Here is a 23,810-nt window from a genome sequence, read left to right as displayed (position 1 = left end):
CGAAGCGGCGCCAATACGGTGGCGATATGGGCCACATCCGAGATCGGCAAGCCGTTGTCATCGGCGGCACCGGATTCATCGGGCGACATATCTGCAGAGCTCTCGCCAAGCGCCGATATGACGTCCTGGCAATCGCGAGAAAACCCGCCGAACCCATTCCCGGAGTCTCATTTCTGGCACTGGACGCGGTATCCGCGCCGAGCGAGGACATCGTCCGGGCCGCACGGTCCGCCGATCTCGTCGTCAACGCGGCGGGCGACAGCTGGGAGGGCGACGAGGCCGGCATGACGGCCTCGCACATCCCCCTTGTGGACCGGCTGGTGGACGCCGTGGCGGCCCTCCCCAGGCGGCCGCGGCTGGTGCATCTGGGCTCGGTGCACGAGTACGGCCCCGTCCCCGACGGCACGGCCATCGCCGAGGACCACCCCACCGCCCCCCGCACCCCCTACGCCCGCACCAAGCTCGTCGGCAGCCGGATCGTGCTGGGCGCCACGGACGCAGGACGCGTCGACGGCTGCGTCCTGCGCGTCACCAACGTCTGCGGACCGGGCACCCCCCGGGGCAGCTTCCTCGGCGGGCTCGCCCACCGGCTGCGCCACACCACCGAGGACGCTCCGCTCGCCGTCACCCTCGTCGACGACCGGCGCGACTTCATCGACGTCCGCGATGTCGCCGAGGCCGTGGTGCTGGCCGCGAGCAGCCCGGTGACCGGCCGGGTGCTCAACATCGGGCAGGGCGACGCCTTCAGCATGCGCGAACTGGCCTGGCTGCTGATCTCCGCCTCCCAGGTCCCCGACCGTCTGGTGCGCGAAGAGAGCGGCGCCGTGCACAGCAAGGGCGGCAGCTGGACCCAGGCCGACATCCGCCTCGCCCGGCGGCTCATGGGCTGGTCCCCGAAGGTGGCCCTCAAGGAATCCCTCCACGACCTGTGGGCCGCCTCCGCCACCCCGAGCCGACCGGCTGCCGAGGCGGCCCGTACCGAAGGACACTGATGCAGTACAGCTATCTCGGCCGCACCGCCCTCAAGGTGAGCCGACTGTGCCTGGGCACCTTGAACCTCGGGGTCAGGGCGAGCGACGAGGAGAGCCACGCGATCCTGGACACCGCCCTGGACCGCGGGGTCAACTTCATCGACACCGCCAACCAGTACGGCTGGCAGAAGCACAAGGGCTACACCGAGGAGTTCCTCGGCGGCTGGTTCGCCCAAGGCGGCGGCCGGCGCGAGAAGGTCGTGCTGGGCACCAAGGTCTTCAACCCGATGACCGACTGGCCCAATGACTCGGGGCTGTCCGCCCGGCACATCATCGCCTCCTGCGAGGACTCGCTGCGCCGGATGGGCACCGACTGGATCGACCTGTTCCAGATGCACCACATCGACCGCCACGCCCCCTGGGAGGAGGTGTGGCAGGCGATGGAGACGCTGACCCGGCAGGGCAAGGTGCGCTACGTCGGCTCCTCCAACTTCGCCGGCTGGCACATCGCCGAGGCCCAGGAGGCCGCGGCCCGCCGCCACTTCCTCGGCATCGTCTCCGAGCAGAGCGTGTACAACCTCGTCACCCGCCATATCGAACTGGAGCTGATCCCCGCCGCCCAGCGGTACGGCGTCGGGGTGCTCGCCTGGTCGCCGCTGCACGGCGGGCTGCTCAGCGGGGCGCTGCGCAAGCTGGCCGAGGGCACCGCGATGAAGACCGCCCAGGGCCGGGCCGCCCAGGCGCTGGAGGTCCACCGGGACGCCGTCGCCGCGTACGAGAAGCTGTGCGACGGCCTCGGCGCCGACCCGGCCGAAGTGGGTCTTGCCTGGGTGATGGCACGCCCCGGCATCACCGCGCCGGTCATCGGGCCGCGCAGCCTGGACCAGCTGGAAGGGGCCTTCACGGCCATGGAGCTGACGCTGTCCGACGAGGTGCTGGCCGAGCTGGACCGGCTGTTCCCGCCGATCGGCAACGGCGGCCCCGGACCGGAGGCGTGGGCGTGGTGAGCACGCTCCAGGAGCGGCTGGTCCGCTCCGCCGCCACCGTCGACAGCTCGGTGACCCTGCTCGCCGACTTCCAGCGCTGGTTCCGCGAACGCGTCGACGCCGACGAGTCCCGGATCGAGATCATCCCGTTCGAGGCGATGCGCGGCTGGGACTTCGCGCCGGACACCCACAACCTCGTCCATGAGACCGGCCGGTTCTTCACCGTCGAGGGCATCCGGGTGCGGATGCCCGGGGCCCCGGTGGAGGAGTGGAGCCAGCCGATCCTCCACCAGCCGGAGATCGGCATCCTGGGCATCCTGGTCAAGGACTTCGACGGCGTACCGCACTTCCTGATGCAGGCCAAGATGGAGCCCGGCAACCACGGCGGGCTGCAGCTGTCCCCCACCGTCCAGGCCACCCGCAGCAACTACACCCGGGTGCACAAGGGCCGGGCCGTGCCGTATCTGGAGTACTTCCAGCGGATGGAGCGGCACCGGGTGCTCGCCGACGTCCGCCAGTCGGAGCAGGGCAGCTGGTTCTTCCACAAGCGCAACCGCAACATGCTGGTCGAGGTGGCGCCGGAGACGGACGTCGAGGTGCGCGACGGCTTCCGCTGGCTGACGCTCGGCCAGCTGCACCATCTGCTGGCCGTGGAGGACCTGGTGAACATGGACGCCCGCAGCGTCCTGGCCTGTCTGCCGCACTCCCCGCTGGACCCCGGGGAGACCTTCCCGGCCGCCGGACCACACGGGACCGCGGAGCCGGAACGGCAGGGGCGGCACACCCTCCACCGCGACGCCGACATCCTCAGCTGGATCACCGGACTGCGCACCGAGCGCGAGGTGTTCACCGAGCGGATACCGCTGCGGGAAACCACCGGCTGGCACCGCAACGCCCACCGCATCTCCCACGAGAGCGGGCGCTACTTCAGCGTGATGGCCGTGGACGTGACCGCGGGCGGCCGCGAGGTGGGCGGCTGGACCCAGCCCATGATCGAGCCCCACGGACCGGGCGTGGCGGCCTTTCTGCTGGCCTACGCCGACAAGGTGCCGCACGTCCTGGTGCAGGCCCGCGCCGAACCCGGCTACACGGACGTGGTGGAGCTGGCCCCCACCGTGCAGTGCACCCCGCGCAACTACACCCATCTGCCCGAGGGGGCCACCCCGCCGTTCCTCGGGGACGTGGTGGAGGCACCGGCCGACCGGGTGCGGTTCGACACCGTGCTCTCCGAGGAGGGCGGCCGCTTCTTCCACGCCTTCAACCGCTATCTCGTCGTGGAGACGGAGATGAGCGCCGTCCCCCAGGAGCCGCCGAACTACCGCTGGATGGCCGTGCGTCAGCTGCTCGACCTGATGCGCCACAGCCATTACGTCAACGTCGAGGCCCGCACGCTCATCGCCTGTCTGCACTCCCTGGCCGTATAGGGGACTAGGGGGGCGCGACCCGGGCGGAGCTAGGGGTTAATTCGGATCGTGGCCGCTTCCATAGCCTCCGGGACACACAGGTGCCCGGAGCGGTACATCGGAGGACATGTCATGCAGGACATCATCAGCGCCGTGCTGGCGCAGGACGCGGTGGCCGCGGACTTCGCCGCCTTGGACCTTCCCGAGTCCTACCGGGGCGCGGTGATCCTCAAAGAGGAATCCGAGATGTTCGTGGGCATGGCCACCAAGGACAAGGACCCCCAGAAGTCGCTCCACATCCGCGAGGTGCCCACGCCCGAACCGGGCCCGGGCGAGGCGGTGGTCGCGGTCATGGCCAGCGCGATCAACTACAACACCGTCTGGAGCGCCATCTTCGAGCCGCTGCCGACCTTCGGCTTCCTGGAGCGCTACGCACGCACCGACGACCCCGGAGCGGCCCGCCACGACCAGCCCTACCACGTGCTCGGCTCCGACCTGGCCGGTGTGGTGCTGCGCACCGGGCCGGGGGTCCGCCACTGGAAGCCGGGCGACCGGGTGGTGGCCCACTGCCTGTCCATCGAACTGCGCTCACCGGACGGCCATGACGACTCCATGCTCGACCCCGAGCAGCGGATCTGGGGCTTCGAGACCAACTACGGCGGGCTCGCCGAGCTCTCGCTGGTCAAGGCCAACCAGCTGATGCCGATGCCCGCCCACCTCACCTGGGAGGAGGCCGCCTCCTCTGGCCTGGTCAACTCCACCGCGTACCGGCAGCTCGTCTCCCGCAACGGCGCCCAGATGAAACAGGGCGATGTGACCCTCGTCTGGGGCGCGGCCGGTGGCCTCGGCTCGTACGCGACCCAGCTGGCCGTCAACGGCGGGGCGGTCCCGGTGTGTGTGGTCTCCGGGCGGCGCAAGGCCGAACTCGTCCGCTCCATGGGGGCCGAGCTGGTCATCGACCGGGCCGAGGAGGGCTATCGCTTCTGGAAGGACGCGACCACGCCCGACCCCAAGGAGTGGAAGCGCTTCGGGTCCCGGATCCGCGAACTGACCGGCGGCGACGACCCGGACATCGTCGTGGAGCACCCCGGCCGGGAGACCTTCGGCGCCAGTGTGTACGTGGCGCGGCGCGGCGGAACGATCGTCACCTGCGCCTCGACGTCCGGCTACCGCCACGAGTACGACAACCGCTACCTGTGGATGGCGCTCAAGCGGATCATCGGCACCCACTTCGCCAACTACCGGGAGGCATGGGCGGCCAACCGGCTGATCGAGAAGGGGATGGTGCACCCCACGCTCTCCAAGGTCTATCCGCTCGATGCGGTCGGCACGGCCACCCAGGACGTCCACCGCAACCGCCACTCCGGGAAGGTCGGCGTGCTGTGCCTGGCCCCGGAGGAGGGGCTGGGGGTGCGCGACCCGGAGCTGCGCGAGCGCCATCTGCCGGCCATCAACCGCTTCCGCCAGGACTGAACCGGTTCGGGCCCGGGTGGCCCGCACCCCCTCCTCGCCGGAGAAGTCCGTGGCCACCGTGCGGCCTTCGCCCAGCCCCGACTCCCGTACGGCGGCCCCGAAGGCGGCCTCGCGGATCGTGGTGTGCCCCAGCCCGGGGGCGCCGCCCACCCGGGCGATCCGGCGGTGGCCCAGCGCCGTCCGTCCCCTGTGGACCGCCACACGATAGCGCGTCGGTAAACCGGTCCAGTGGGGTGCGGCCCGCTCGGAGCGCCCGGGGCCGGCGGTCAGGACAGGGGCGGCGTCACCGGCCGTCAGGGCGCGAACGGACTCGCCACCCGCGGCCTCTCCCCGGCCGGGGCGGGGCGCCGCGGCGCCTCGGGTTCGTCGTCCCCCTCGACGAGGCCCAGCCGGCGCAGCGTCCGGCCCAGCGCGGCCGGGTTGAGCAGCCCCAGCGGGGCCGGCAGCCGGTGCCAGGGCACACAGCGGTCGACCAGGCCGAAGGCGGCGCGCACCGGGAGGTCCAAGGCCGCCCGCACCGGCAGGTCGAGGGCGGCGCGCACCGGGACGGGCAGCAGCGTGGTGGGCCGCTGCTCGGCGGCGGGGAAGCGCAGGCCGAGCCGGTGCGCGGCGGCGGCCTCGTACGCGGCCTTGCGGGCCCGGTTGAGACTGCCGAGCGGACGGAACTCCTCGGTGGTGTGCCAGGGGTTGAACGCCAGCTGCTCGACCCGGCGCGCCGCCGACCGGGCCCGGGCGCCGTCCAGGTCCTGGCACGGCACGGTGAGCACCGCGACCGGGACGACCGGCGTGTCGCTCTCCCGCCACTCCACCGAGCCGTCCTCGACCGGGGTGCGGCGGTCGTCCAGATAGCGCTGTACGCACAGCTCGAAGGCGATGTCGCCGGTGGACAGCCGCATCGCCAGCTCACGGTGGAGATAGTCGGGGTCGCCGCCGTCGGGCGGGGGAGCGGGGGTGCCGCCGGGCGCCGGACGCAGCTGGTAGCGCACCGGACCGGCCGGGCCCCACAGGATCGCGCCCCGGCTCCAGAAGGTCTCACGGGCCAGCGAGCCCACCGTGTGGCGGGTGGCGATCCGCAGGTTGCGGCGCATCCGGTCGGCGGTGGCCCAGCCCACCGCCAGCGGCAGCCGGACGAAGAGCCCGAACGCCCTCTCCACGGTGCTCCCCGCGCCCGCCGTGGCCTTGGCGAAGGCGACGAACTCGTGCGCGTCGGCGGCATGGGACACCGGGAAGCTGGTGGCCAGCAGGTCGTGGGTCTCCTCCGGACCGGCCTGCACCCGCACCGCCAGCCGCCGCAGATCGGGCGTGGCGCCGTACCCCTCGGAGCCGCTCGCGCTGGACAGCCGCACCACGGCCGGGTACTCGGCGCCCGGCCGGGCGTACCCCACGCACAGCTCGGGCGGAAGGTCGTCACGGAACCGCAGCCGGGCGTTCTCCACGCCCAGCGCCGCCTCGCCGCGGAAGGCGCGCAGCGGCCGCGGGGCGCCCGAGCCGTCGGTGCCGTCGGAGTACCGCTGCATCCGCATCAGCTCGTGCGTCAGCTTCTGGAAGCGCAGCCGCTCGGCCTCGGGGCTGCCGCCCTCGTACGCCTCATAGCCCTCGTACGGCGCGCCTGCCGTCCCGCCCGCCACCCCGTGCCGTGCCGCCTCGCTGCGTACGGACTGCTGTCCGGTGTCGACCATGGGGAACGCTCCGTACGGGGCAGGCGGGGACGATGGGGAACAAATGGGACGCTAGGGGAGAGTGTGCGGGGCCGCAGCCCGGAGTGGTGCACCGGGGGGAATCGGTCACCCGGACCGCCGCGGGTGGTTCCGCTCCGGCCTGCGGCACACTGGTGGCATGCCGGAGCTGCCCGAGGTGGAGGCCCTGACCGGGATCCTGGCCGAGCGCGCCGCCGGCCGGGAGATCGCCCGTGTCCTCCCCGTCGCGGTGAGCGTCCTGAAGACCTACGACCCGCCGCTGAGCGCGCTCGAAGGCCGCACCGTCACGGCGGCGGCCCGCCACGGCAAGTTCCTCGACCTGGCCACCGACGGCCCCCATCTGGTGATCCACCTCGCCAAGGCGGGCTGGCTGCGCTGGCGGGACGGGCTCCCCGAGACCCCGCCCCGGCCCGGCAAGGGCCCGCTCGCGCTGCGGCTGCTCCTGGCCGGGCCGGAGCGCTCCGGCTTCGACCTCACCGAGGCCGGGACGCGCAAGGGGCTCGCGGTGTACGTGGTGCGCGACCCGGGGGAGGTCCCGGGGATCGCCCGGCTGGGCCCGGACCCGCTGGACGACTCCTTCACGCTGGAGGTGTTCGCCGGGCTGCTGCGCGGTGTGCGCCACCGGATCAAGGGGGTGCTGCGCGACCAGAGCGTCATCGCCGGGATCGGCAACGCCTACTCCGACGAGATCCTGCACGCCGCCCGGATGTCGCCCTACCGGCTCGCTTCGGACCTCACCGAGGCGGAGATCGCCGGGGTGTACGAGGCGATGGGCGCCACGCTGCGCTCCGCCGTCGAGCGCTCCCGCGGCCTGGCCGCCACCGACCTCAAGGGGGAGAAGCGCGGCGGCATGCGGGTGCACGGCCGCACCGGGCAGCCGTGCCCGGTGTGCGGGGACACCGTCCGCGAGGTGTCCTTCCGCGACTCCTCGCTGCAGTACTGCCCCACCTGCCAGACCGGTGGCAAGCCGCTCGCCGACCGGCGGCTGTCCCGGCTGCTCAAGTAGCGTACCTGCCGGGTTCCGCCCCACATGCCGCCCACCGCCCGGTAGTTGACGTCCCGCTCTTGACCCGGGGAGCTCCGGACCGCCATATGGTGCTGTCGCAATCCCACGACACGACACCCCACGCCACGTCACGGAGCACCATGACCACAGCCCTGATCATCGGTGGCGGCATCGCCGGCACGGTGACCGCGATGGCCCTGCGGAAGGCCGGCATCGACGCGGCCGTCTACGAGACGTACCCCACGGACGCCATCGACACCGGTGCGTTCCTCGTCGTCGCCGCCAACGGCCTGGAGGCACTGCGCACCATCGACGCCCATGAACCCGTGCTGAAGAACTCCTTCCCGGCCGGCCGCGTCGACTTCATCAGCAACACCGGCAAGCGGCTCGGCAACCGTCCCATGTCCGGATCGCGGGACGGTGGCCTCGGCCCCGTGACGCTCAAGCGCGCCACCCTCGCCCGGGTGCTGCGCGAGGAGGCGGTGCGCCGCGGTGTGCGCGTCGAGGGCGGCAAGCGGCTGCTCGCCGCCCACACCAGCCCCGACGGCCGGATCGTCGGCTCCTTCGCCGACGGCGGCCGCGCCGTGGGCGATGTGCTGATCGGCGCCGACGGCATCCACTCGCTCGTCCGCAGGACGATCGACGCGGGCGCGCCCCGGCCCCGCTACACCGGACAGCACACCGTCTGTGGCTACACCCGCGACGCCGACTCGCCCCCGGACCCCGACGCCTACACGATGATCTTCGGCAAGCAGGCTTTCTTCGGCTGCACCACCGCACCGGACGGCGAGGTCTGGTGGTTCTGCAACGCCCCGGCCGAGGAGATGTCCAAGGCCGAGCTCGCCGCCGTCACCTCCGAGCAGTGGCGGGAGCGGCTGCTGACGCTCTTCGCCGAGGACAACACCCCCGCCGCCGACCTGGTCCGCGCCACCGGTGACACCATCGTGGCCACCGCCGCCTACGACATCGTCTCCACTCCCACCTGGTCCGAGGAGGCCATGGTCATCGTCGGCGACGCCGCGCACGCCTGCGCGCCGGGCGTCGCACAGGGCGCCTCGATGGCCATCGAGGACGGCGTCGTGCTCGCCAAATGCCTGCGCGATCTGCGCACACCCCAGTCGGCCTTCGCCGCGTACGAGGCGCTGCGCCGGGAGCGGGTCGAGAAGGTCGCCGCGGCCGGCGCGGGCATGGCCCGCCGCACGGCGCCGGGGCCCGTGGCGCGCGCCCTGCGCGATGTCACCATGCCGCGCAAGCTGGACCGGGCGGGCAACGGCGCCTCGGACTGGCTGACCGGCTACCGCATCGACTGGGACGAGCGGATCGACGCGCAGACGGCCCGCCGGCGCCGCTGACGTCCGCGCGCCGCCCACGTACGCGTACCCCTGACGTACGCCCCGTGACGTACGCCCCGTGACGTACGCCCCGTGACGTGCGCGCGCTTCCGAGGTACGCGCGCCCCTGAAGCACCCCGCCCCCCGCCCCCGTGACCGCGACCGGGAACCGCCCGGAACACGGCCCCGGGGGCGGGGCCGACCGGGCCCCACGTTTGGTCCGGGCTCTCACGGGCACTTGGAGCTCCCTGGCCCCGTATGCCCGGGAGATTCGCGTGAGCCCAGTACGCATAGTGATCGTCGGTGCCGGATTCGCCGGTTATCAGGCCGCCCGTACGCTCTCCCGCACCCTGCGCGGCGCGGCGGACATCGTCCTGATCAATCCCAATGACTACTTCCTGTATCTGCCCCTGCTGCCCGAAGTGGCGGCCGGGGTCCTGGAACCCCGGCGCGTCTCGGTCTCCCTCACCGGCACCCTGCCGCATGTCCGGCTGGTGCTGGGCGAGGTCCACGGCGTCGACCTGGACGCCCGCAAGATCTCCTGGCGGGACCCGGACGGACGGTCCGGCGAGATGGACTACGACCGGCTCGTCCTCTCCGTGGGCAGCGTCAACAAGCTGCTGCCGATCCCTGGCGTGGCCGAGCACGCCCACGGCTTCCGCGGTATGCCCGAGGCGCTCTTCCTGCGCGACCACATCACCCGCCAGATGGAGATGTCCGGCACCGCCGCCGACCCCCGGGAGCGGGAAGCCCGCCGCACCTTCGTGGTGGTCGGCGCCGGCTACACCGGCACCGAGGTGGCCGCCCACGGGGTGCTCTTCACCGACTCGCTCGCGCGGCGGAACCACTCGCTGCGCGATGCGCCGCGGCCCCGCTGGATGCTGCTCGACATCGCCCCCCGGGTCCTTCCCGAGCTGGACAAGAAGCTGTCCCGCACGGCCGACCGGGTGCTGCGCAAACGGGGTGTCGAGGTCCGCACCGGCACCACGGTCAAGGAGGCCACCTCGGAGGGGGTGCTGCTGGACGACGGCGAGTGCGTCGACACCCGGTCGCTGATCTGGTGCGTCGGGGTGCGCCCCGACCCGCTGGTGGAGCAGCTCGGGCTGCCGACCGAACGCGGCCGGCTCAGGGTCGACCAGTATCTGGCCGTACCCGGCTATCCCGACGTGCTGGCCTGCGGGGACGCCGCCGCGGTGCCCGATCTGACCCGGCCGGGCCAGTTCACCCCGATGACCGCGCAACACGCCCACCGGCAGGGCAAGGTCGCGGGCCACAACCTGCTGGCCTCCCTCGGGCGCGGCACCGCCAAGCCGTACAAACACCACGACCTGGGGTTCACCGTCGACCTCGGCGGGGTGCAGGCCGCCGCGGACCCGCTGCACATCCCGCTGTCCGGGCCGATCGCCAACGCCGTCACCCGCGGCTACCACCTGATGGCGATGCCGGGGAACAGGGTCCGGGTCGCCGCCGACTGGCTGCTCGACGCGGTGCTGCCACGCCAGGGGGTGCAGCTCGGGATGATCCCGCCCTGGGCGGTGCCGCTGGACACCGAGTCGCCCGAGGTCGCGCAGACCGCCCGGGCGCGGACGGGCGGCGGCTGACCGCCGGCGAAACCTGGAAGGAGAACAATGCGACACGAACAGCTCAGCGAGCTCGGGCAGCAGCTCCGTGTGGACTCGGTGCGTGCCGCCGCGGCCGCCGGGTCCGGCCATCCCACGTCGTCGATGTCGGCGGCGGACCTGATGGCCGTCCTGATGGGAAACCATCTGCGCTATGACTTCGAGCAGCCCGACCACCCGGGCAATGACCACCTCATCTTCTCCAAGGGCCATGCCTCCCCGCTGCTCTACTCGGTGTACAAGGCGGCCGGGGCCCTCCGCGACGAGGAGTTCATCACCTTCCGCAAGCGCGGCAGCAGGCTGGAGGGCCACCCCACCCCCCGGCTGCCGTGGGTGGACGTGGCCACCGGATCGCTCGGGCAGGGCCTGCCGTACGGCGTCGGCACGGCGCTGAGCGGCAAGCGGCTGGACCATGTGCCCTACCGCGTCTGGGTGCTGTGCGGCGACAGCGAGATGGCCGAGGGGTCGATGTGGGAGGCGTTCGAGCACGCGGGCTACGAGCGGCTGGACAACCTCACCGCCATCATCGATGTCAACCGGCTCGGCCAGCGAGGGCCCACCCGCCACGAATGGGACCTGGACGCCTACGCCCGGCGCATCCGCGCCTTCGACTGGCACACCATCGAGATCGACGGCCATGACATCGAGGCCATCGACCGCGCCTACGGCGAGGCGCTGTCCACCGTCGGCCGCCCCACCGCCATCATCGCCCGCACCATGAAGGGCCGCGGCGTAGCCTCGGTGGAGAACCGCGAGGGCATGCACGGCAAGCCGCTGAAGAACGCGGACGAGGCCATCGCCGAGCTCGGCGGCGTACGCAACATGGCCGTCCCCGTTCTCGGCCCGCCCTCGGTGACCCCCACCCGGCCCGCGTCCGAGGGCCCGCTGGCGCTGCCGCGCTACAACACCGGCGACTCGATCCCCAGCCGTGACGCGTTCGGCGAGGCGGTGGCCGCCATCGGCACCGCCCGCGGCGATGTGGTGGCGCTCGACGGCGAGGTGGGCGACTCCACCCGCCTGGAGTACTTCCACAAGGAGCACCCCGAGCGGTACTTCGAGTTCTTCATCGCGGAGCAGCAGCTGGTGGCCGCGGCCGTCGGCATGCAGACCCGCGGCTGGAACCCGTACGTCGCCACCTTCGCGGCCTTCTTCACCCGGGCCTACGACTTCGTCCGGATGGCCTCCATCAGCGACGCCGACCTCAACCTCATCGGCTCCCACGCCGGGGTGGCCATCGGTGAGGACGGACCCTCGCAGATGGGCCTGGAGGACCTGGCCGCCATGCGGGCGGTGCACGGCAGCACGGTGCTCTACCCGTGCGACGCCAACCAGACCGCCCAGCTGACCGCCGCCATGGCCGAGGCATCCGGCATCCGCTATCTGCGCACCACGCGCAGCGGAACGCCGGTCATCTACCCGCCCACCGAGAGCTTCCCCATCGGCGGCTCGAAGGTGGTGCGCTCCAGCGACGACGACCGGGTCACCCTGGTCGGCGCCGGGGTCACCCTGCACGAGGCCGTCGAGGCCGCCGACCGGCTCGCCCAGGAGGGCATCCCGGCCCGGGTCATCGACCTGTACTCGCTCAAGCCGGTGGACGCCGAGACGCTGCGCGCCGCCGCCGAGGCGACGGGCCGGCTGGTCACCGTGGAGGACCACCACCCCGAGGGCGGACTGGGCGACGCGGTGCTCGACGCGTTCGGCGACGGCCGTCCGGTGCCCCGGATGATCCGGCTCGCGGTGCGCATGATGCCGGCCTCCTCGACCCCCGCCGAGCAGCTGAGCGACGCGGGAATCGACGCGGACGCGATCGTCGCGGCCGCGCGGCAGTTGGTCGGCGAGGGCTGAAAGGCGGGCCGCGCTGAAACCAGGGCTGAAACCAGCTCCGGAACCAGCTTCACAACAGGTCCGAAACCGGGACGGCTGAGGACACGACGCTGCCGGAAGGAGCGGGCACATGGGTGTCAAGCACGGAATGCGCGTGGTGGTGGTCGGGGCCACCGGAAACGCCGGTACGAGCGTCGTCCGCGCGCTCGGCGAGGCGCCGGACGTCGAGTCGATCGTGGGCGTCGCCCGCAGGGTGCCCAGCTGGTCGCCGCCGAAGACCACCTGGGTACGCGCGGACATCGGGCGGGACGCCGGTGAGGAGGCCGGCCTCGTACGGCACTTCGAGGGTGCCGACGCGGTCATCCACCTCGCCTGGCTGATCCAGCCCAGCCACCGGCCCGCCGTCACCTGGGCCACCAATGTCCTCGGCAGCAAGCGGGTCTTCGAGGCGGTGGCACGGGCCGAGGTGCCGGTGCTGGTGTACGCCTCCTCGGTGGGCGCCTACTCGCCCGGCCCCGAGGACGGCCGCCCGGTGGACGAGTCCTGGCCCACCGACGGCTGGCCGGAGGCCGCGTACTGCCGGGAGAAGGCGTATGTGGAGCGGATGCTCGACGCCTTCGAACGGGAGCATCCGCAGGTCCGGGTGGTGCGGATGCGGCCCGGCTTCCTCTTCAAGGAGGAGGCGGCGGCCGAGCAGCGCCGGCTGTTCATGGGCCCGTTCCTGCCCCGGCGGCTGGTCCGCTCCGCCTTCCTGCCCGCCGTCTTCGACCTGCCCGGGCTGCGGCTCCAGGTCCTGCACACCGACGACGCCGCCGAGGCGTACCGGCTGGCGCTCGGCCGGCAGGTGCGCGGCGCCTTCAACCTCGCGGCCGAACCGCCGGTGGACGGCGAGACGCTGGCCAGTCTGCTGGACGCGCGGACGATGCGGATCCCGCGCTTCGCCGCCCGCTCGGCCATGGCCACGGCCTGGCATCTGCATCTGCTGCCGCCCTCGCCCCACCTGTTCGACGCCGCCCTGCGGCTCCCGCTGATGGACACCACCCGCGCCCAGGAGGAACTGGGCTGGCGGCCCCGGCACACCGCAGTCGAGACGCTCCAGGAGTTCCTCACCGGGTTGCGGCGCGGCACCGGAATGGACCAGACCGCGCCACTGGCTCCCAGCCCGCCCGGCGGACGGGTGCGCGAGGTCGCGACGACCGGCGTGGGGGAGCGGCCCTGACCGGGGGCCGCCCCCTGAACGACCCCAGCCGTGTGAGACGCGGCACAGACGCGGCACATGAGACGGGCTCAGCGGCAGCACACCGCCGGGCCCGTACCGCTGTGACCCATGACCCCTCGTAACCCATGACGCGACTCCCGTACGCTTCTGCCCAGTTGGTCGGGACATCGACGAGGGTGGGGACACATGGGCAGGGTGGGGAGTCCGGCGCGCGGTCATGCCCGGCGCACGGGAACGGTGGCGGTCGCCGCGGCGGCCGCCGCACTGTGTCTGACGGCACCGGCCGAGGCCCGGCCCGCCACCGCGGACGACCCGTCCTACTCCGCCACCACCTCGGTGGGGGTGCACAACGCCTACGAGAAGGCCAAGTACCCCTACTTCGCCGACGCGCTGGACTCCGGGGCCTCGCTCCTGGAACTCGATGTGTGGACCAACGCCTTCGGCGCCGGCTGGCGGGTCTCGCACTCCAACCCGCTGGGCAACGACAACAACTGCGAGAACGCCGGGGGCCCCGGCGAGCTGCGCACCAAGCCCCGCGACCAGAGCCTGGCCGGCTGCCTCGCCGACATGCGGGCCTGGCACCAGGCCCATCCGGGGCACCGACCCATCCTCGTCAAGGTGGAGATGAAGGACGGCTTCAACGGCAAGAAGGGCCGCGGCCCGGCCGACCTCGACGCCCTCCTCGGCGCCACCCTGGGCGACGCGGTGTTGCGCCCGGCGGATGTGGTGGGCGGCCGTGCCACCCTCGACGAGGCGGTTCAGGCGGGCGGCTGGCCGTCCCGCCCGGCGCTCGCGGGCAAGTTCATCGTCGAGCTCATACCCGGCACGGTCGAGGAGAACAACCCCCTGGACACGCTGTGGACCGACCGTGAGTACGCCACCCATCTGCGGGACCTGTCCGCCGCCGGGAGGCTCGGTCAGGCCGCCGCCTTCCCCGCCGTCCACGGCGCCGCCTCCGGCGACCCGCGCACCCGCTACACCGACGCCGCCCTCCGGCCGTGGTTCGTGCTCTTCGACGGGGACGCGTCCACATATGTCACCAGCGGTATCGACACCGCCTGGTACGACGACCGCCACTACCTGCTGATCATGACGGACGCGCACAACGTGGCGCCCCCGATCGACGGCACCAAACCCACCGAGACCCAGGCACGGGACCGGGTCTCCGCACTCGCCGCCCGGCACGCCAGCTTCGCGACCGCCGACTGGTATCCGCTGCCGTCCGTGCTGTCCACCGTCGTGCCCCGTGGCTGAGCCGGGGTCAGCCGGCCCGGTCCCCGGAGCCGGCGTCGGGGTCCTCGAGCCGGAATCCGACCTTCAGCCCCACCTGGTAGTGCGCGATCCGGCCGTTCTCGATATGCCCGCGCACCTGGCCGACCTCGAACCAATCGAGATTCCGGAGCGTCTTCGAGGCACGGCCGATGGCGGAGCGGATCGCGTCGTCGACGCTCTCGCTGGAGGAGCCGACGATCTCGGTCACCCGGTAGGTGTGGGCCATGGCAGTCTCCCCGGTCCGTGGGGTGGTCCGTTCGCTCCTCCCACGGTGCCTCACCGCGCCGGGCTCCGCGAGCCGGACGGACGGCCCCTACGGCACCACGGTCACCGGCCAGCGCCCGGCCTTGACCAGCCGTACGGCCACCGAGCCGATGAAGCGGTGCCCGGCCTGCTCGGAGGCGCCCACCACCACGGCGTCGGCCTTCAGCTCATCGGCCGCCTGGGCCAGACCGTTGTACGGATCGCCCCGGAAGGTGTGGAACTCCCAGCGCACCTCGAAGACCCCGCGCAGCCGCTCGGTGGCCTCCCGCATCTCCCGCATCAGCTCCTCGGCCACCTCACCCGTGGTGTCGGCCACCGAGGCCCCGAGCGCCGCCCCCGCGGCCAGCACCGGCTGGATGTAGACCACGACCAGCAGCGCCTTCTGCCGTCTGGCCAGCCCGGCGGCGTAGGCCGTGGCGCGCCAGGAGGATTCGGAACCGTCCAGTCCGGCCACGATGACCTTCGGTCCGTCGGTTCCCCGTTCAAAAGACGGAGGGAGTTTGTCCACCACATCTGCGAGGCTAGCGCCAGGGACGGTCCGGTGATCACCCGGCCCGTCCCGCGGTGCCCGCGCACCGCGACCGCGTCATGACCGCCACCGTACGACAGGAGAGACAATGGGCGGCACCCACGGGGGCGAACTCCTCGCCATCAGCGACCTTCATGTGGCCTATCCGGAGAACCGGGCGATCGTGGAGCGGCTGCGGCCCGGCTCCGACGACGACTGGCTGATCGTCGCGGGGGACGTCGGCGAGGTCTTCTCCGAGATCGAGGAGGTCCTCGGCCTGCTGAGCGAGCGCTTCGCCAAAGTCATCTGGTCACCCGGGAACCACGAGCTGTGGACCCATCCCAAGGACCCCTTGGAGGTCCGGGGGGTGGCGCGCTACGAGGCGCTGGTGGAGATGTGCCGGGCGAAGGGCATCGTCACGCCCGAGGACCCCTACCCGCTCTGGGAGGGCATCGGCGGGCCGCTGGTCATCGCCCCGCTGTTCCTGCTCTACGACTACACCTTCCGCCTCGACGGCCTGGCCACCAAGGAGGCCGCGCTGGCCCACGCCCACGAGGCGGGGGTGGTCTGCACCGACGAGCACTTCCTGCACCCCGACCCCTACCCCACCCGCGACGCGTGGTGCCGGGCCCGGGTCGCCGAGACCGAGGCGCGGCTGGCGGCCGTCGACCCGGAGCTGCGAACCGTGCTCATCAACCACTGGCCGATGACCCGGCTGCCCACCCGGGTGCTGCGCTACCCCGACTTCGCGCTGTGGTGCGGCACCGAGCTGACCGCCGACTGGCATGTGCGGTTCCGGGCCGAGACGGTCGTCTACGGCCATCTGCACATCCCCCGGACGACGGTGGAGGACGGGGTGAAGTTCCAGGAGGTCTCGGTCGGCTACCCCCGGGAGTGGAAGGCCCACGGCCGACTGCCGGAGGACCCGCTGCGCCGGATCCTCCCGGTGCCGGTGGGGTAGGGGCCGCGCGGTGACCGGTGGGCTCGGGGGGGCCGGTGGCTCAGGGCGTCGTGATGAGCGGGGCGCCTTGACGGGCGGGGCGTCGTGATGGGCAGGGCCTCGTGATGGGTAGGGCCTCCTGACGCGCGGGGCGTCTTGACGGGCCCGGAGGGCGGCGCCGTACGGTCTCGGCTGTGAACCCTGTCGAGGCGTTCCTCCCCGAGACCTACACCGTCGGTGTCCCGTACGCCCTGTTCCGCGCACTGCGGGCCACCCGCCCCGTCTGCCGGATCGACGAGCCCGCGGTCGGGGCCTGGGCGGCCGGCCCCGGCTTCTGGGCGGTGTTCCGGCACGCCGACGTCAAACACGTCCTGCGCACCCCCGAGGTCTTCTCCTCCCACCTCGGGGCCACCCAGATCCGCGACCCCGACACGCCCGCCGATCTGGAGTTCGTGCGGGCGATGATGCTCAACCAGGACCCGCCCGACCACTCCCGCAGCCGCCGCATCGTCGCCGCGGCCTTCACCCCGCGCGCCGTACGGGAGCTGGAGGCGGTCATCGAGGAGCGCGCGGCGGCGCTCGTGGATTCGGTGGCCGGGCGCGGCGAGGCCGACTTCGTGGAGCTCGCCGCCGATCTGCCGGTCTGGACCCTCGCCCAGGTGATGGGCGTCCCCGAGGGCGACCGGCGGCTGCTGTTCGACTGGGCCGGCAGGGTCATCGGATACCAGGACGCCGACTACGCCGCATTGTCCACCGCGGCCCGCGAGGAGCTGAGCCCCATCGGGCGCGCCGCCCTCGCCCACCGCCCGGCCTCGGCGCCGCGCCGCCCCGACGGCCGGCCGATGAACCCGCGCTCCCGCGAGGCCCTGGCCGATATGTTCGCTTATGCCCACGCACTCGCCGAGCGGCCGCGGCCGGGCAGTGTGATGGCGCGGATGCGGGAGGGCGGGCTGAGCCGGGATGAGTTCGAGAACATGTTCTTCCTCTTCGCCGTGGCGGGCAACGAGACGCTGCGCAACGGCATCCCCGGCGGGCTGCTCACCCTGCTCGACCACCCCGAGAGCCTGCGGCTGCTGCTCGACCGGCCCGAGCTGACCGGCTCCGCGGTGGAGGAGATGCTGCGCTACTGGCCGCCCGTCATCGACTTCCGGCGCACCGCCACCCGCGATGTGGAACTGGGCGGACAGCTCATCCGGCGCGGTGAGAAGGTCGTCGTCTTCCACGCCTCGGCCAACCGCGACGAGACGGTCTTCGCCGACCCCGACCGGTTCGACATCACCCGCGCCCCCAACGACCATCTGAGCTTCGGCTTCGGACCGCATGTCTGCCTGGGCGCGCATCTGGCCCGGGTCCAGATGCGGGCCATGCTGCGCGCCGCCCTGGACCGGCTGCCGGGGCTGCGCCGGGCGGGTGAGCCGGTGCGGCTCACCTCCAACTTCCGACACGGCCTCAAGACCCTCCCCGTGCGCTGGGGAACAGATCGGTGAAGGCCGTGGTCGAGTCGCCGACCGACCGTCCGAAGGGCTCGTCGAAGTCCCACACCAGGAAGAGCAGGAAGACGATGAGCGCGGTGAACATCACCGCGAGCATCAGCTCCCGGGGCGAGCGGCGGATCTGCAGGGTGAAGACCAGTCCGATCACCAGCGCCGCGCCCAGCACCAGCCCGAACCAGACCAGCGGGGGCATCGTGGACCCCGCGCTCTGCTGCCGGGCGTTGCGCGCGTCGTCCACGGCTGCCACCTGATCCACCATCGGCTGATACGCCTGCGACTGGAGGTCGCTGTGCGGGGCCGCGAGGGTGACATCGCGGCGCAGGGTGGTCAGCAGCTTGGTGCCGCGGTCGGTGAGCTCGCCCTTGTCGATCATCACCTTCCACTCGGTGTGCACCACATGGTCCACATACGCGTTCACGTCGTCGCGGATGCGATCGCGCACCGGGGCGGGGTAGACGCTCGCCTGCTCGGTCACCTCGTGCAGCGCCTGTGCCTCCGTACGGACCCCGTCCTGTGCGGCGGAGCGGGCCTCCCAGACACCGGCGATGGCCAGGCCCAGCACGATCGCGTAGACCACGCCGATCATCATGATCATGTAGTCGAGGACATCGGGGGTCTCGTCCGGATCGTCGTCATCCCCGAGTCTGCGAGAGTTGAGGACCGCCCCGGTCACCACGACCGCGCAGGTCCCGGCCATCACCAGGGTCATAATCAGCCATTCGGGCATGGATGAACCTCCCAAGCGGTTCGGCGGTGGGCCGTCAGCCGCGCCGCCCGCCGCGCGCGCCGGAGCGCGAACGCGGACGGAGAGCGGCGGCCGCGAGGACCGCGGGCGCGGTGAGCAGCAGGGTGAAGGTGACCAAGGAGGTCCCGTTGCCGGGCTTCTCGCGCGCGGGTTTCTCATACGCGTGCATCTCGACGGCACGGGTCCTGGTCGGTGCGGGAGCCGGCGCGGGGGGTGATGCCGGAGGCTGGGTGCGCGAGGGCGGGGGCGGCGGCAGCGGAAGCGCGGGCGCGCGGGTGGGCCCCGGCGCGGGGAGCCGCGGAGCGGGCGTGGGGGAGGGGGCCCGCGGCGTCGGGGTGGGCGTGGGCGTGGGGCTCTGGGACGGTGTGGGCGTACGGCTCGGCGTGGCCGACGGGCTGGGGGTGGGTGTCGCGGACGGCGTCGGCGTCGGGGTGGGTGTAGGAGTCGGCGACGGCGTGGGGGTGGGCGTGGGCGTCGGCGTGGGGGTCGGTGTCGGCTTGGGTGGCTTGGGTGGCTTGGGCGGTTTGGGGCACCAGCCGTACCGGGCGACGAGGCCGACCGGGCCCGCCGAGGCGGCGACGCACACACACAGGCCCGGACCGATCCGGATCCGCAGCGAGGTGAGCGGTCCGTCGTCCGGGCCCCCGGCCCGGGACCGGGTATCGGCCGTCGGCCGAGGGGAGGCGTGCGCGGTCGCCGGACCGTCACCGTCCCCGTCGGCCAGGGCTGTCGCCCCCGCCGAGGTGAGGACAAGGGCAGTGGCCAGGGCCCCCGCACGCCATACGCGCTGCCATCGCTTCACGAGGAGATGTTCCGCCGAACGGGCGCCCGCCAGCCGTGTGACCATCGAAATTCCCCCGAATAGGGGAATGGGTAGTGCTGACATTGGCGCATCGAGGTTGAGTCGAGGACGTTCCCCTCATACGTGCTCGGCTGACCGAAGGCGCGTACCGGCCGCGTCCGCCGTCCCGCCCGCGTCGGACGCGCCGTCCGTGGGTGTCATCGCGCGTCCTTCGGGTGGGCCCGCTCCAGGATCGGGCCGGTGTCGGTGCCGGGCGGCAGGGTGCCGAAGGCGTGCCCCCAGTCCCCGTCGAGCCGCGAGGCGCAGAACGCGTCGGCGACCGCCGGATGGCTGTACCGCACCAGCAGGCTGCCCTGGAGCACCAGTGTCATCTGCTCGGCCAGCCGGCGCGCCAGCAGCTGTGCCCGCTCGGGGTCGGTGAGCCGCGGCAGCAGCCCGCGCAGCCGGTCCACGGCCGCGTCCAGCCGGGCGTCGGCCCCGGCCGCGGCGTCGACCTCGGCGAGGAACGCCTCCAGGGCGCCGTTCTCCCGGCCCAGTGCGCGCAGTACGTCGAGCGCGGCGACGTTACCCGAGCCCTCCCAGATCGACAGCAGGGGCGCCTCGCGATACAGACGGGGCATCCCGGACTCCTCCACATAGCCGTTGCCACCCAGGCACTCCAGGGCCTCGGCGGCGTGGGTGGCGCCGCGCTTGCACACCCAGTACTTGCTCACCGCGAGCCCCAGCCTGCGCAGTGCCGCCTCGCCCTCGTCCCCGGCCTCCGCGCGGTCCAGGGCGGACGCGAGCCGCATCGCGAGGGTGGTGGCCGCCTCCGACTCGACCGCCAGATCGGCGAGCACATTGCGCATCAGCGGCTGGTCGACCAGCTCGGCGCCGAACGCCCGGCGGTGCTCGGCGTGGTGCAGCGCCTGCCGCAGCCCGGCCCGCATGCCCGCCGCCGAGCCGATGACGCAGTCCAGCCGGGTGACGTTGACCATCTCCACGATGGTCCGCACCCCGCGGCCCGGTTCGCCGACCCGCCAGGCCAGGGCGGACTCGTACTCGATCTCGGCCGACGCGTTGGAGCGGTTGCCCAGCTTGTTCTTCAGCCGCATCAGCCGCAGCGGGTTGCGGCTGCCGTCCGGCAGCACCCGGGGCACCAGGAAGCAGGTGACCCCCTCCTCCGTCCGGGCCAGCGTGAGAAAGACATCGCTCATCGGCGCGGAGGTGAACCACTTGTGGCCGGTGAGCAGGTAGCGGCCCTCGCCGTCCGGTACGGCCCGGGTGGTGTTGGCGCGGACGTCCGAGCCGCCCTGCTTCTCCGTCATCGACATGCCCGCGATCAGGCCCCGCTTGCCGAGTGGCGGCCGCAGCCCGAAGTCGTAGCTGCGGGCGGCCAGCAGCGGCTCGTACACGGCGGCGAGCTCCGGCTCGGCGCGCAGCGCCGGGACCGCGGCGTACGTCATGGAGATCGGGCAGCCATGGCCGGGCTCGGCCTGTGCGAAGGCGTAGAACTTGGCCGCGCGCACCAGGTGGGCGCCGGGGCGGGTCTCGCTCCACGCGGCCGCGTGCTGGCCGCTCTCCACGGCGACGCCCATCAACTGGTGGTAGGCGGGGTGGTACTCGACCTCGTCGACGCGGTGGCCGTAGCGGTCGTGGGTGTGCAGCACCGGGGGGTGCTCCTCGGCCATCCGCGCCCAGTCCTGCACCTCGGCGGAACCGGCCCGCGCGCCCAGGTCCCGCACCTCCTGTTCGCCCCAGCCGCCGCCGTGCCGCCGCAGGGCCTCCAGCAGGGCGGGGTCGTCCGCGGTGCTGAAGCCGATGAGCGGCGGGGCCTGGTTGAGGACCTCGTGCGTGGCGCTCATGGCAGACATCTCCTCGTTCGCGGTGGTCCCGGGCCCGGCCGGGCCTTACACTTCCAGTATGCGCGACAGAGAACTGTAATGGGTAGGGTTTCGCGTAACCATGGACGACACCGGAACGCTCACCCTGCGGCCGCTGACCGCGCGCTCGGTCGTGCTCAGCACCCTGCTGGGCCTCCACCCGCCCCAGCTGCCCGCCCGCGCGCTGGTGCGCGTCGGCGCGCTCTTCGGCACCGCCGAGGGCACCATCCGGGTCGCGCTCACCCGGATGGTCGCGGCCGGTGACCTGGAGCAGAGCGATGGCATCTACCGGCTCACCGACCGGCTGCTGGCCCGCCAGGCGCGGCAGGACGAGAGCCGGGCCCCGCGCACCCGGCGCTGGGGCGGCGCGTGGGAGATCGCGATCGTCACCTCCGACCGGCGCGAGGCGGCCGAGCGCGCCGCCCTCCGCCAGGCCATGGCCACCCTGCGCCTGGCCGAGCTGCGCGAGGGCACCTGGATGCGCCCCGCCAACCTCGTCCACCCGCGCCCGGACGTCGCCGCCGAGCAGTGCGGCTGGTTCACCGGCGCGCCGGAGGGCGATCCGGCCGAGCTCGCCGCGCGCCTGTGGGACCTGGACGGCTGGGCCCGCCAGGCCCGGCTGCTCGGCGCGGCCCTGGAAGGCGCGGAGGAACCGGCCGACCGCTTCACCGTCGCGGCCGCCGCCCTCCGCCACCTGCTCGCCGACCCCGTCCTCCCCGACCGGCTCCTGCCCAAGGACTGGCCGGGTACGGAGCTGCGCCGCCGCTACGACGCGTTCGAACGCGACTTCCGGGCATGGCTGCCGCGGTACGCGGGCGCCTGACCGCCTGGGCGTCCCCGGTTACGCCGATTCGCGGATCACCAGCTCCGTGGGGAGGACCAGCGCCGGCTCGATGGTCTCTCCGGCGGTCAGGCGCAGCAGTTGGCGGGCCAGGCGGCGGCCGATGCCGCCTATCGGCTGGCGGACGGTGGTCAGCGGGGGCTCGGTGTAGCGCGCGGGCTCTATGTCGTCGAAGCCGACCACCGCCACGTCGTCCGGCACCCGCCGGCCCGCCCGGCGCAGCGCCCGCAACACCCCGATCGCCATCAGGTCGGAGGCCACGAACACCCCGTCCAGCCGCGGCTCCCGGTCCAGCAGCTCCCGCATCGCGACCGCCCCTGACTCCTGAGTGAAGTCCCCGACCGCGACACACGCCGCCAGCCGCGCCCCGTCCAGCGCCGCCCGGTAGCCCGAGAGCCGGTCCATCCCGGCCACCATGTCCTGCGGGCCCGCGACGGTGGCGATACGGGTGCGCCCGGAGCGGATCAGATGCTCCACGGCCAGCGCCGCGCCCGCCGCGTTGTCCACCCCCACGTACGGCGGCGACGCCGGGCCCGGCACCCGCTCGTTGCAGACCACCGGGATGCCCATCCGGGCCAGCGCGGCGGGCAGCGGATCGGCGCCGTGCATCGACGCGACCATGACCCCGTCCACATGGCGGGCCAGCGCGAAGCGCTCGATGCGGTCGCGGCTGGCGGCGGATCTGGCCATCATCAGCACCAGCTGCTTGTCCGCACCCTCCAGCTCCTGGCTCACCCCGCGCACCACGCCCGGGAAGAACCGGTCGTCGGAGAAGACCCGGCCCGGCTCCTCGGGGAGCACCAGCGCGAAGGAGTCGGTGCGCTGGGTGACCAGGCTGCGGGCCGCCTGGTTGGGGATGTAGCCCAGCTCCTGGATGGCGCTCAGGACCGCCTCACGGCTGTCCTCGCCGACCTTGGTCGAGCCGTTGACGACACGGGAGACGGTGGCGCGCGAGACACCCGCGCGCCGCGCCACGCTCTCCAGGGTGGGCCGGGGCCGGTGCATCCGCGCATACCTCGCTGTTCGCTCAACCATGGGTCGATACAGCATGGATCAAGACCGGTCAGGGCGCGAGGACGCGGGCGCGGCAAACCGACGGGGAGCCCCAGGCGGAGCGCAGGGCGCGGGCCTTGCGGATCCACAGCGAGAGGTCGTACTCATCGGTGTAGCCGAGCGCGCCGTGCAGTTGGAGGGCGGTGCGCGCCGCCGTGTACGCGGCCTCGCCGGCGGCCACCTTCGCCGCGGCGACCTCCGCGCGGGCGTCGCCCGCGGGCCCGGACGCGAGCGCGCCGCCCCAGGGCCCCGACGCGAGCGCCACCGCGGCCCCGTACAGCAGCGGCCGGGCGAACTCCAGGCCGATGAGCGCGTCCGCCAGCCGGTGCTTCACCGCCTGGAACGAGCCGATCGGGCGGCCGAACTGGGTGCGCTGCCCGGCGTACGCCGCGGTGCGCTCCACCAGCGCGAGCCCGGTGCCGAGCGAGAGCGCGGCCGTGGCGAAGGCGGCCCAGTCCGCGGCGCGCGCGGCGGCCGCGGCCACGGCCGGGCCCCGGGCGA

The 23,810-nt window shown here is 73.0% G+C and carries 22 protein-coding genes; 13 read left to right on the top strand and 9 right to left on the bottom strand.

The genetic code is table 11. From position 1 onward, the window contains the following. Positions 1–26: 26 nt before the first annotated feature. The 4 genes from IEJ02_RS23110 (at position 27) to ccrA (ending at position 4,833) form a co-directional block, all read left to right on the top strand. Positions 27–992 carry an NAD-dependent epimerase/dehydratase family protein gene (locus tag IEJ02_RS23110; RefSeq protein WP_223864283.1) on the top strand — a complete coding sequence of 322 codons (966 nt, stop codon included), beginning with the start codon at positions 27–29 and terminating at the stop codon, positions 990–992. Then, positions 992–1,978, top strand: a complete 987-nt coding sequence (locus tag IEJ02_RS23105) for an aldo/keto reductase (protein WP_191066610.1) — start codon at positions 992–994, stop codon at positions 1,976–1,978. Before IEJ02_RS23110 ends, IEJ02_RS23105 begins: the two co-directional genes overlap by 1 nt. Next, positions 1,972–3,381, top strand: coding sequence for an NDP-hexose 2,3-dehydratase family protein (locus IEJ02_RS23100; protein WP_191066609.1), 1,410 nt, complete (start codon positions 1,972–1,974; stop codon positions 3,379–3,381). The genes IEJ02_RS23105 and IEJ02_RS23100 overlap by 7 nt, the downstream gene beginning before the upstream one ends. Before the next feature lie 111 nt (positions 3,382–3,492). Continuing rightward, on the top strand, positions 3,493–4,833 hold the full coding sequence (gene ccrA / locus IEJ02_RS23095) for a crotonyl-CoA carboxylase/reductase (RefSeq protein ID WP_191066608.1): 1,341 nt from the start codon (positions 3,493–3,495) through the stop codon (positions 4,831–4,833). A 293-nt stretch (positions 4,834–5,126) separates the two neighbouring features. Here the strand turns inward: ccrA and IEJ02_RS23090 are convergent, their stop codons facing one another. Continuing rightward, entirely contained in the window at positions 5,127–6,512 is a 1,386-nt protein-coding gene (locus tag IEJ02_RS23090; protein ID WP_191066607.1) for a catalase family protein, read from the bottom strand. Between the two features lie 157 nt (positions 6,513–6,669). Here IEJ02_RS23090 and IEJ02_RS23085 point away from each other — a divergent pair, with 157 nt between their 5' ends. The 6 genes from IEJ02_RS23085 to IEJ02_RS23060 all read left to right on the top strand — a co-directional run bounded on the left by IEJ02_RS23085 (position 6,670) and on the right by IEJ02_RS23060 (position 14,783). Beyond that, positions 6,670–7,536 carry an Fpg/Nei family DNA glycosylase gene (locus IEJ02_RS23085; protein WP_191066606.1) on the top strand — a complete coding sequence of 289 codons (867 nt, stop codon included), beginning with the start codon at positions 6,670–6,672 and terminating at the stop codon, positions 7,534–7,536. Between the two features lie 140 nt (positions 7,537–7,676). Next, positions 7,677–8,888: an FAD-dependent monooxygenase gene (locus tag IEJ02_RS23080; RefSeq protein ID WP_191066605.1), complete on the top strand. Its 1,212-nt coding sequence runs from the start codon at positions 7,677–7,679 to the stop codon at positions 8,886–8,888. Between the two features lie 254 nt (positions 8,889–9,142). Beyond that, positions 9,143–10,468 (top strand): NAD(P)/FAD-dependent oxidoreductase, encoded by a 1,326-nt coding sequence (locus IEJ02_RS23075; RefSeq protein ID WP_191066604.1) that lies wholly within the window; start codon positions 9,143–9,145, stop codon positions 10,466–10,468. A gap of 27 nt (positions 10,469–10,495) precedes the next feature. Further along, positions 10,496–12,331, top strand: a complete 1,836-nt coding sequence (locus IEJ02_RS23070; protein ID WP_191066603.1) for a transketolase — start codon at positions 10,496–10,498, stop codon at positions 12,329–12,331. A gap of 109 nt (positions 12,332–12,440) precedes the next feature. Continuing rightward, positions 12,441–13,529 (top strand): NAD-dependent epimerase/dehydratase family protein, encoded by a 1,089-nt coding sequence (locus IEJ02_RS23065; RefSeq protein WP_191066602.1) that lies wholly within the window; start codon positions 12,441–12,443, stop codon positions 13,527–13,529. A 186-nt stretch (positions 13,530–13,715) separates the two neighbouring features. Beyond that, positions 13,716–14,783: a phosphatidylinositol-specific phospholipase C domain-containing protein gene (locus IEJ02_RS23060; protein ID WP_191066601.1), complete on the top strand. Its 1,068-nt coding sequence runs from the start codon at positions 13,716–13,718 to the stop codon at positions 14,781–14,783. A 7-nt stretch (positions 14,784–14,790) separates the two neighbouring features. On the opposite strand, the gene IEJ02_RS23055 is transcribed toward IEJ02_RS23060, so the two are convergent. Both IEJ02_RS23055 and IEJ02_RS23050 read right to left on the bottom strand, forming a co-directional pair. Next, positions 14,791–15,027 (bottom strand): dodecin, encoded by a 237-nt coding sequence (locus tag IEJ02_RS23055; protein ID WP_191066600.1) that lies wholly within the window; start codon positions 15,025–15,027, stop codon positions 14,791–14,793. An 87-nt stretch (positions 15,028–15,114) separates the two neighbouring features. Next, positions 15,115–15,576 (bottom strand): universal stress protein, encoded by a 462-nt coding sequence (locus IEJ02_RS23050; protein ID WP_137981408.1) that lies wholly within the window; start codon positions 15,574–15,576, stop codon positions 15,115–15,117. A 106-nt stretch (positions 15,577–15,682) separates the two neighbouring features. Here IEJ02_RS23050 and IEJ02_RS23045 point away from each other — a divergent pair, with 106 nt between their 5' ends. Together IEJ02_RS23045 and IEJ02_RS23040 are read left to right on the top strand one after the other, a co-directional pair. Next, on the top strand, positions 15,683–16,534 hold the full coding sequence (locus tag IEJ02_RS23045) for a metallophosphoesterase family protein (protein ID WP_191066599.1): 852 nt from the start codon (positions 15,683–15,685) through the stop codon (positions 16,532–16,534). A 173-nt stretch (positions 16,535–16,707) separates the two neighbouring features. After that, entirely contained in the window at positions 16,708–18,000 is a 1,293-nt protein-coding gene (locus IEJ02_RS23040; protein ID WP_191066598.1) for a cytochrome P450, read from the top strand. Here the strand turns inward: IEJ02_RS23040 and IEJ02_RS23035 are convergent. The 4 genes from IEJ02_RS23035 to IEJ02_RS23020 all read right to left on the bottom strand — a co-directional run bounded on the left by IEJ02_RS23035 (position 17,963) and on the right by IEJ02_RS23020 (position 21,397). After that, positions 17,963–18,733, bottom strand: a complete 771-nt coding sequence (locus IEJ02_RS23035) for a bestrophin-like domain (RefSeq protein ID WP_191066597.1) — start codon at positions 18,731–18,733, stop codon at positions 17,963–17,965. The two genes, IEJ02_RS23040 and IEJ02_RS23035, sit on opposite strands and share 38 nt — an antisense overlap. 34 nt (positions 18,734–18,767) lie before the next feature. After that, entirely contained in the window at positions 18,768–18,920 is a 153-nt protein-coding gene (locus tag IEJ02_RS23030; RefSeq protein WP_191066596.1) for a hypothetical protein, read from the bottom strand. Continuing rightward, positions 18,907–19,284, bottom strand: coding sequence for a hypothetical protein (locus IEJ02_RS23025; RefSeq protein WP_191066595.1), 378 nt, complete (start codon positions 19,282–19,284; stop codon positions 18,907–18,909). Before IEJ02_RS23025 ends, IEJ02_RS23030 begins: the two co-directional genes overlap by 14 nt. Positions 19,285–19,750: 466 nt before the next feature. Continuing rightward, positions 19,751–21,397, bottom strand: coding sequence for an acyl-CoA dehydrogenase family protein (locus tag IEJ02_RS23020; protein ID WP_191066594.1), 1,647 nt, complete (start codon positions 21,395–21,397; stop codon positions 19,751–19,753). Positions 21,398–21,497: 100 nt separating this feature from the next. On the opposite strand from IEJ02_RS23020, the gene IEJ02_RS23015 reads away from it, so the two are divergent. Next, positions 21,498–22,238, top strand: coding sequence for a PaaX family transcriptional regulator C-terminal domain-containing protein (locus IEJ02_RS23015; RefSeq protein WP_191066593.1), 741 nt, complete (start codon positions 21,498–21,500; stop codon positions 22,236–22,238). An 18-nt stretch (positions 22,239–22,256) separates the two neighbouring features. Here IEJ02_RS23015 and IEJ02_RS23010 read toward each other — a convergent pair whose 3' ends face one another. Both IEJ02_RS23010 and IEJ02_RS23005 read right to left on the bottom strand, forming a co-directional pair. Continuing rightward, positions 22,257–23,261, bottom strand: a complete 1,005-nt coding sequence (locus IEJ02_RS23010) for a LacI family DNA-binding transcriptional regulator (RefSeq protein WP_191066592.1) — start codon at positions 23,259–23,261, stop codon at positions 22,257–22,259. A gap of 58 nt (positions 23,262–23,319) precedes the next feature. Further along, positions 23,320–23,810: acyl-CoA dehydrogenase family protein (locus IEJ02_RS23005; RefSeq protein WP_263407968.1), on the bottom strand; the 491-nt coding region annotated here is incomplete at its 5' end.

Source organism: Streptomyces sp. 5-10 (assembly GCF_014712245.1).
Taxonomy (GTDB): Bacteria; Actinomycetota; Actinomycetes; order Streptomycetales; family Streptomycetaceae; genus Streptomyces; species Streptomyces violaceusniger.
This window is presented reverse-complemented; position numbering and strand designations above follow the sequence as displayed.

What these genes read in the sequence shown, in the direction of transcription:
- IEJ02_RS23110 (WP_223864283.1), top strand. Translation starts at nt 27, where the DNA reads ATGGGCCACATCCGAGATCGGCAAGCCGTTGTCATCGGCGGCACCGGA.
- IEJ02_RS23105 (WP_191066610.1), top strand. Translation starts at nt 992, where the DNA reads ATGCAGTACAGCTATCTCGGCCGCACCGCCCTCAAGGTGAGCCGACTG.
- ccrA (WP_191066608.1), top strand. Translation starts at nt 3,493, where the DNA reads ATGCAGGACATCATCAGCGCCGTGCTGGCGCAGGACGCGGTGGCCGCG.
- IEJ02_RS23090 (WP_191066607.1), bottom strand. Translation starts at nt 6,512, where the DNA reads ATGGTCGACACCGGACAGCAGTCCGTACGCAGCGAGGCGGCACGGCAC.
- IEJ02_RS23085 (WP_191066606.1), top strand. Translation starts at nt 6,670, where the DNA reads ATGCCGGAGCTGCCCGAGGTGGAGGCCCTGACCGGGATCCTGGCCGAG.
- IEJ02_RS23080 (WP_191066605.1), top strand. Translation starts at nt 7,677, where the DNA reads ATGACCACAGCCCTGATCATCGGTGGCGGCATCGCCGGCACGGTGACC.
- IEJ02_RS23070 (WP_191066603.1), top strand. Translation starts at nt 10,496, where the DNA reads ATGCGACACGAACAGCTCAGCGAGCTCGGGCAGCAGCTCCGTGTGGAC.
- IEJ02_RS23065 (WP_191066602.1), top strand. Translation starts at nt 12,441, where the DNA reads ATGGGTGTCAAGCACGGAATGCGCGTGGTGGTGGTCGGGGCCACCGGA.
- IEJ02_RS23060 (WP_191066601.1), top strand. Translation starts at nt 13,716, where the DNA reads ATGGGCAGGGTGGGGAGTCCGGCGCGCGGTCATGCCCGGCGCACGGGA.
- IEJ02_RS23055 (WP_191066600.1), bottom strand. Translation starts at nt 15,027, where the DNA reads ATGGCCCACACCTACCGGGTGACCGAGATCGTCGGCTCCTCCAGCGAG.
- IEJ02_RS23045 (WP_191066599.1), top strand. Translation starts at nt 15,683, where the DNA reads ATGGGCGGCACCCACGGGGGCGAACTCCTCGCCATCAGCGACCTTCAT.
- IEJ02_RS23035 (WP_191066597.1), bottom strand. Translation starts at nt 18,733, where the DNA reads ATGCCCGAATGGCTGATTATGACCCTGGTGATGGCCGGGACCTGCGCG.
- IEJ02_RS23030 (WP_191066596.1), bottom strand. Translation starts at nt 18,920, where the DNA reads ATGCACGCGTATGAGAAACCCGCGCGCGAGAAGCCCGGCAACGGGACC.
- IEJ02_RS23020 (WP_191066594.1), bottom strand. Translation starts at nt 21,397, where the DNA reads ATGAGCGCCACGCACGAGGTCCTCAACCAGGCCCCGCCGCTCATCGGC.
- IEJ02_RS23015 (WP_191066593.1), top strand. Translation starts at nt 21,498, where the DNA reads ATGGACGACACCGGAACGCTCACCCTGCGGCCGCTGACCGCGCGCTCG.
- IEJ02_RS23010 (WP_191066592.1), bottom strand. Translation starts at nt 23,261, where the DNA reads ATGCACCGGCCCCGGCCCACCCTGGAGAGCGTGGCGCGGCGCGCGGGT.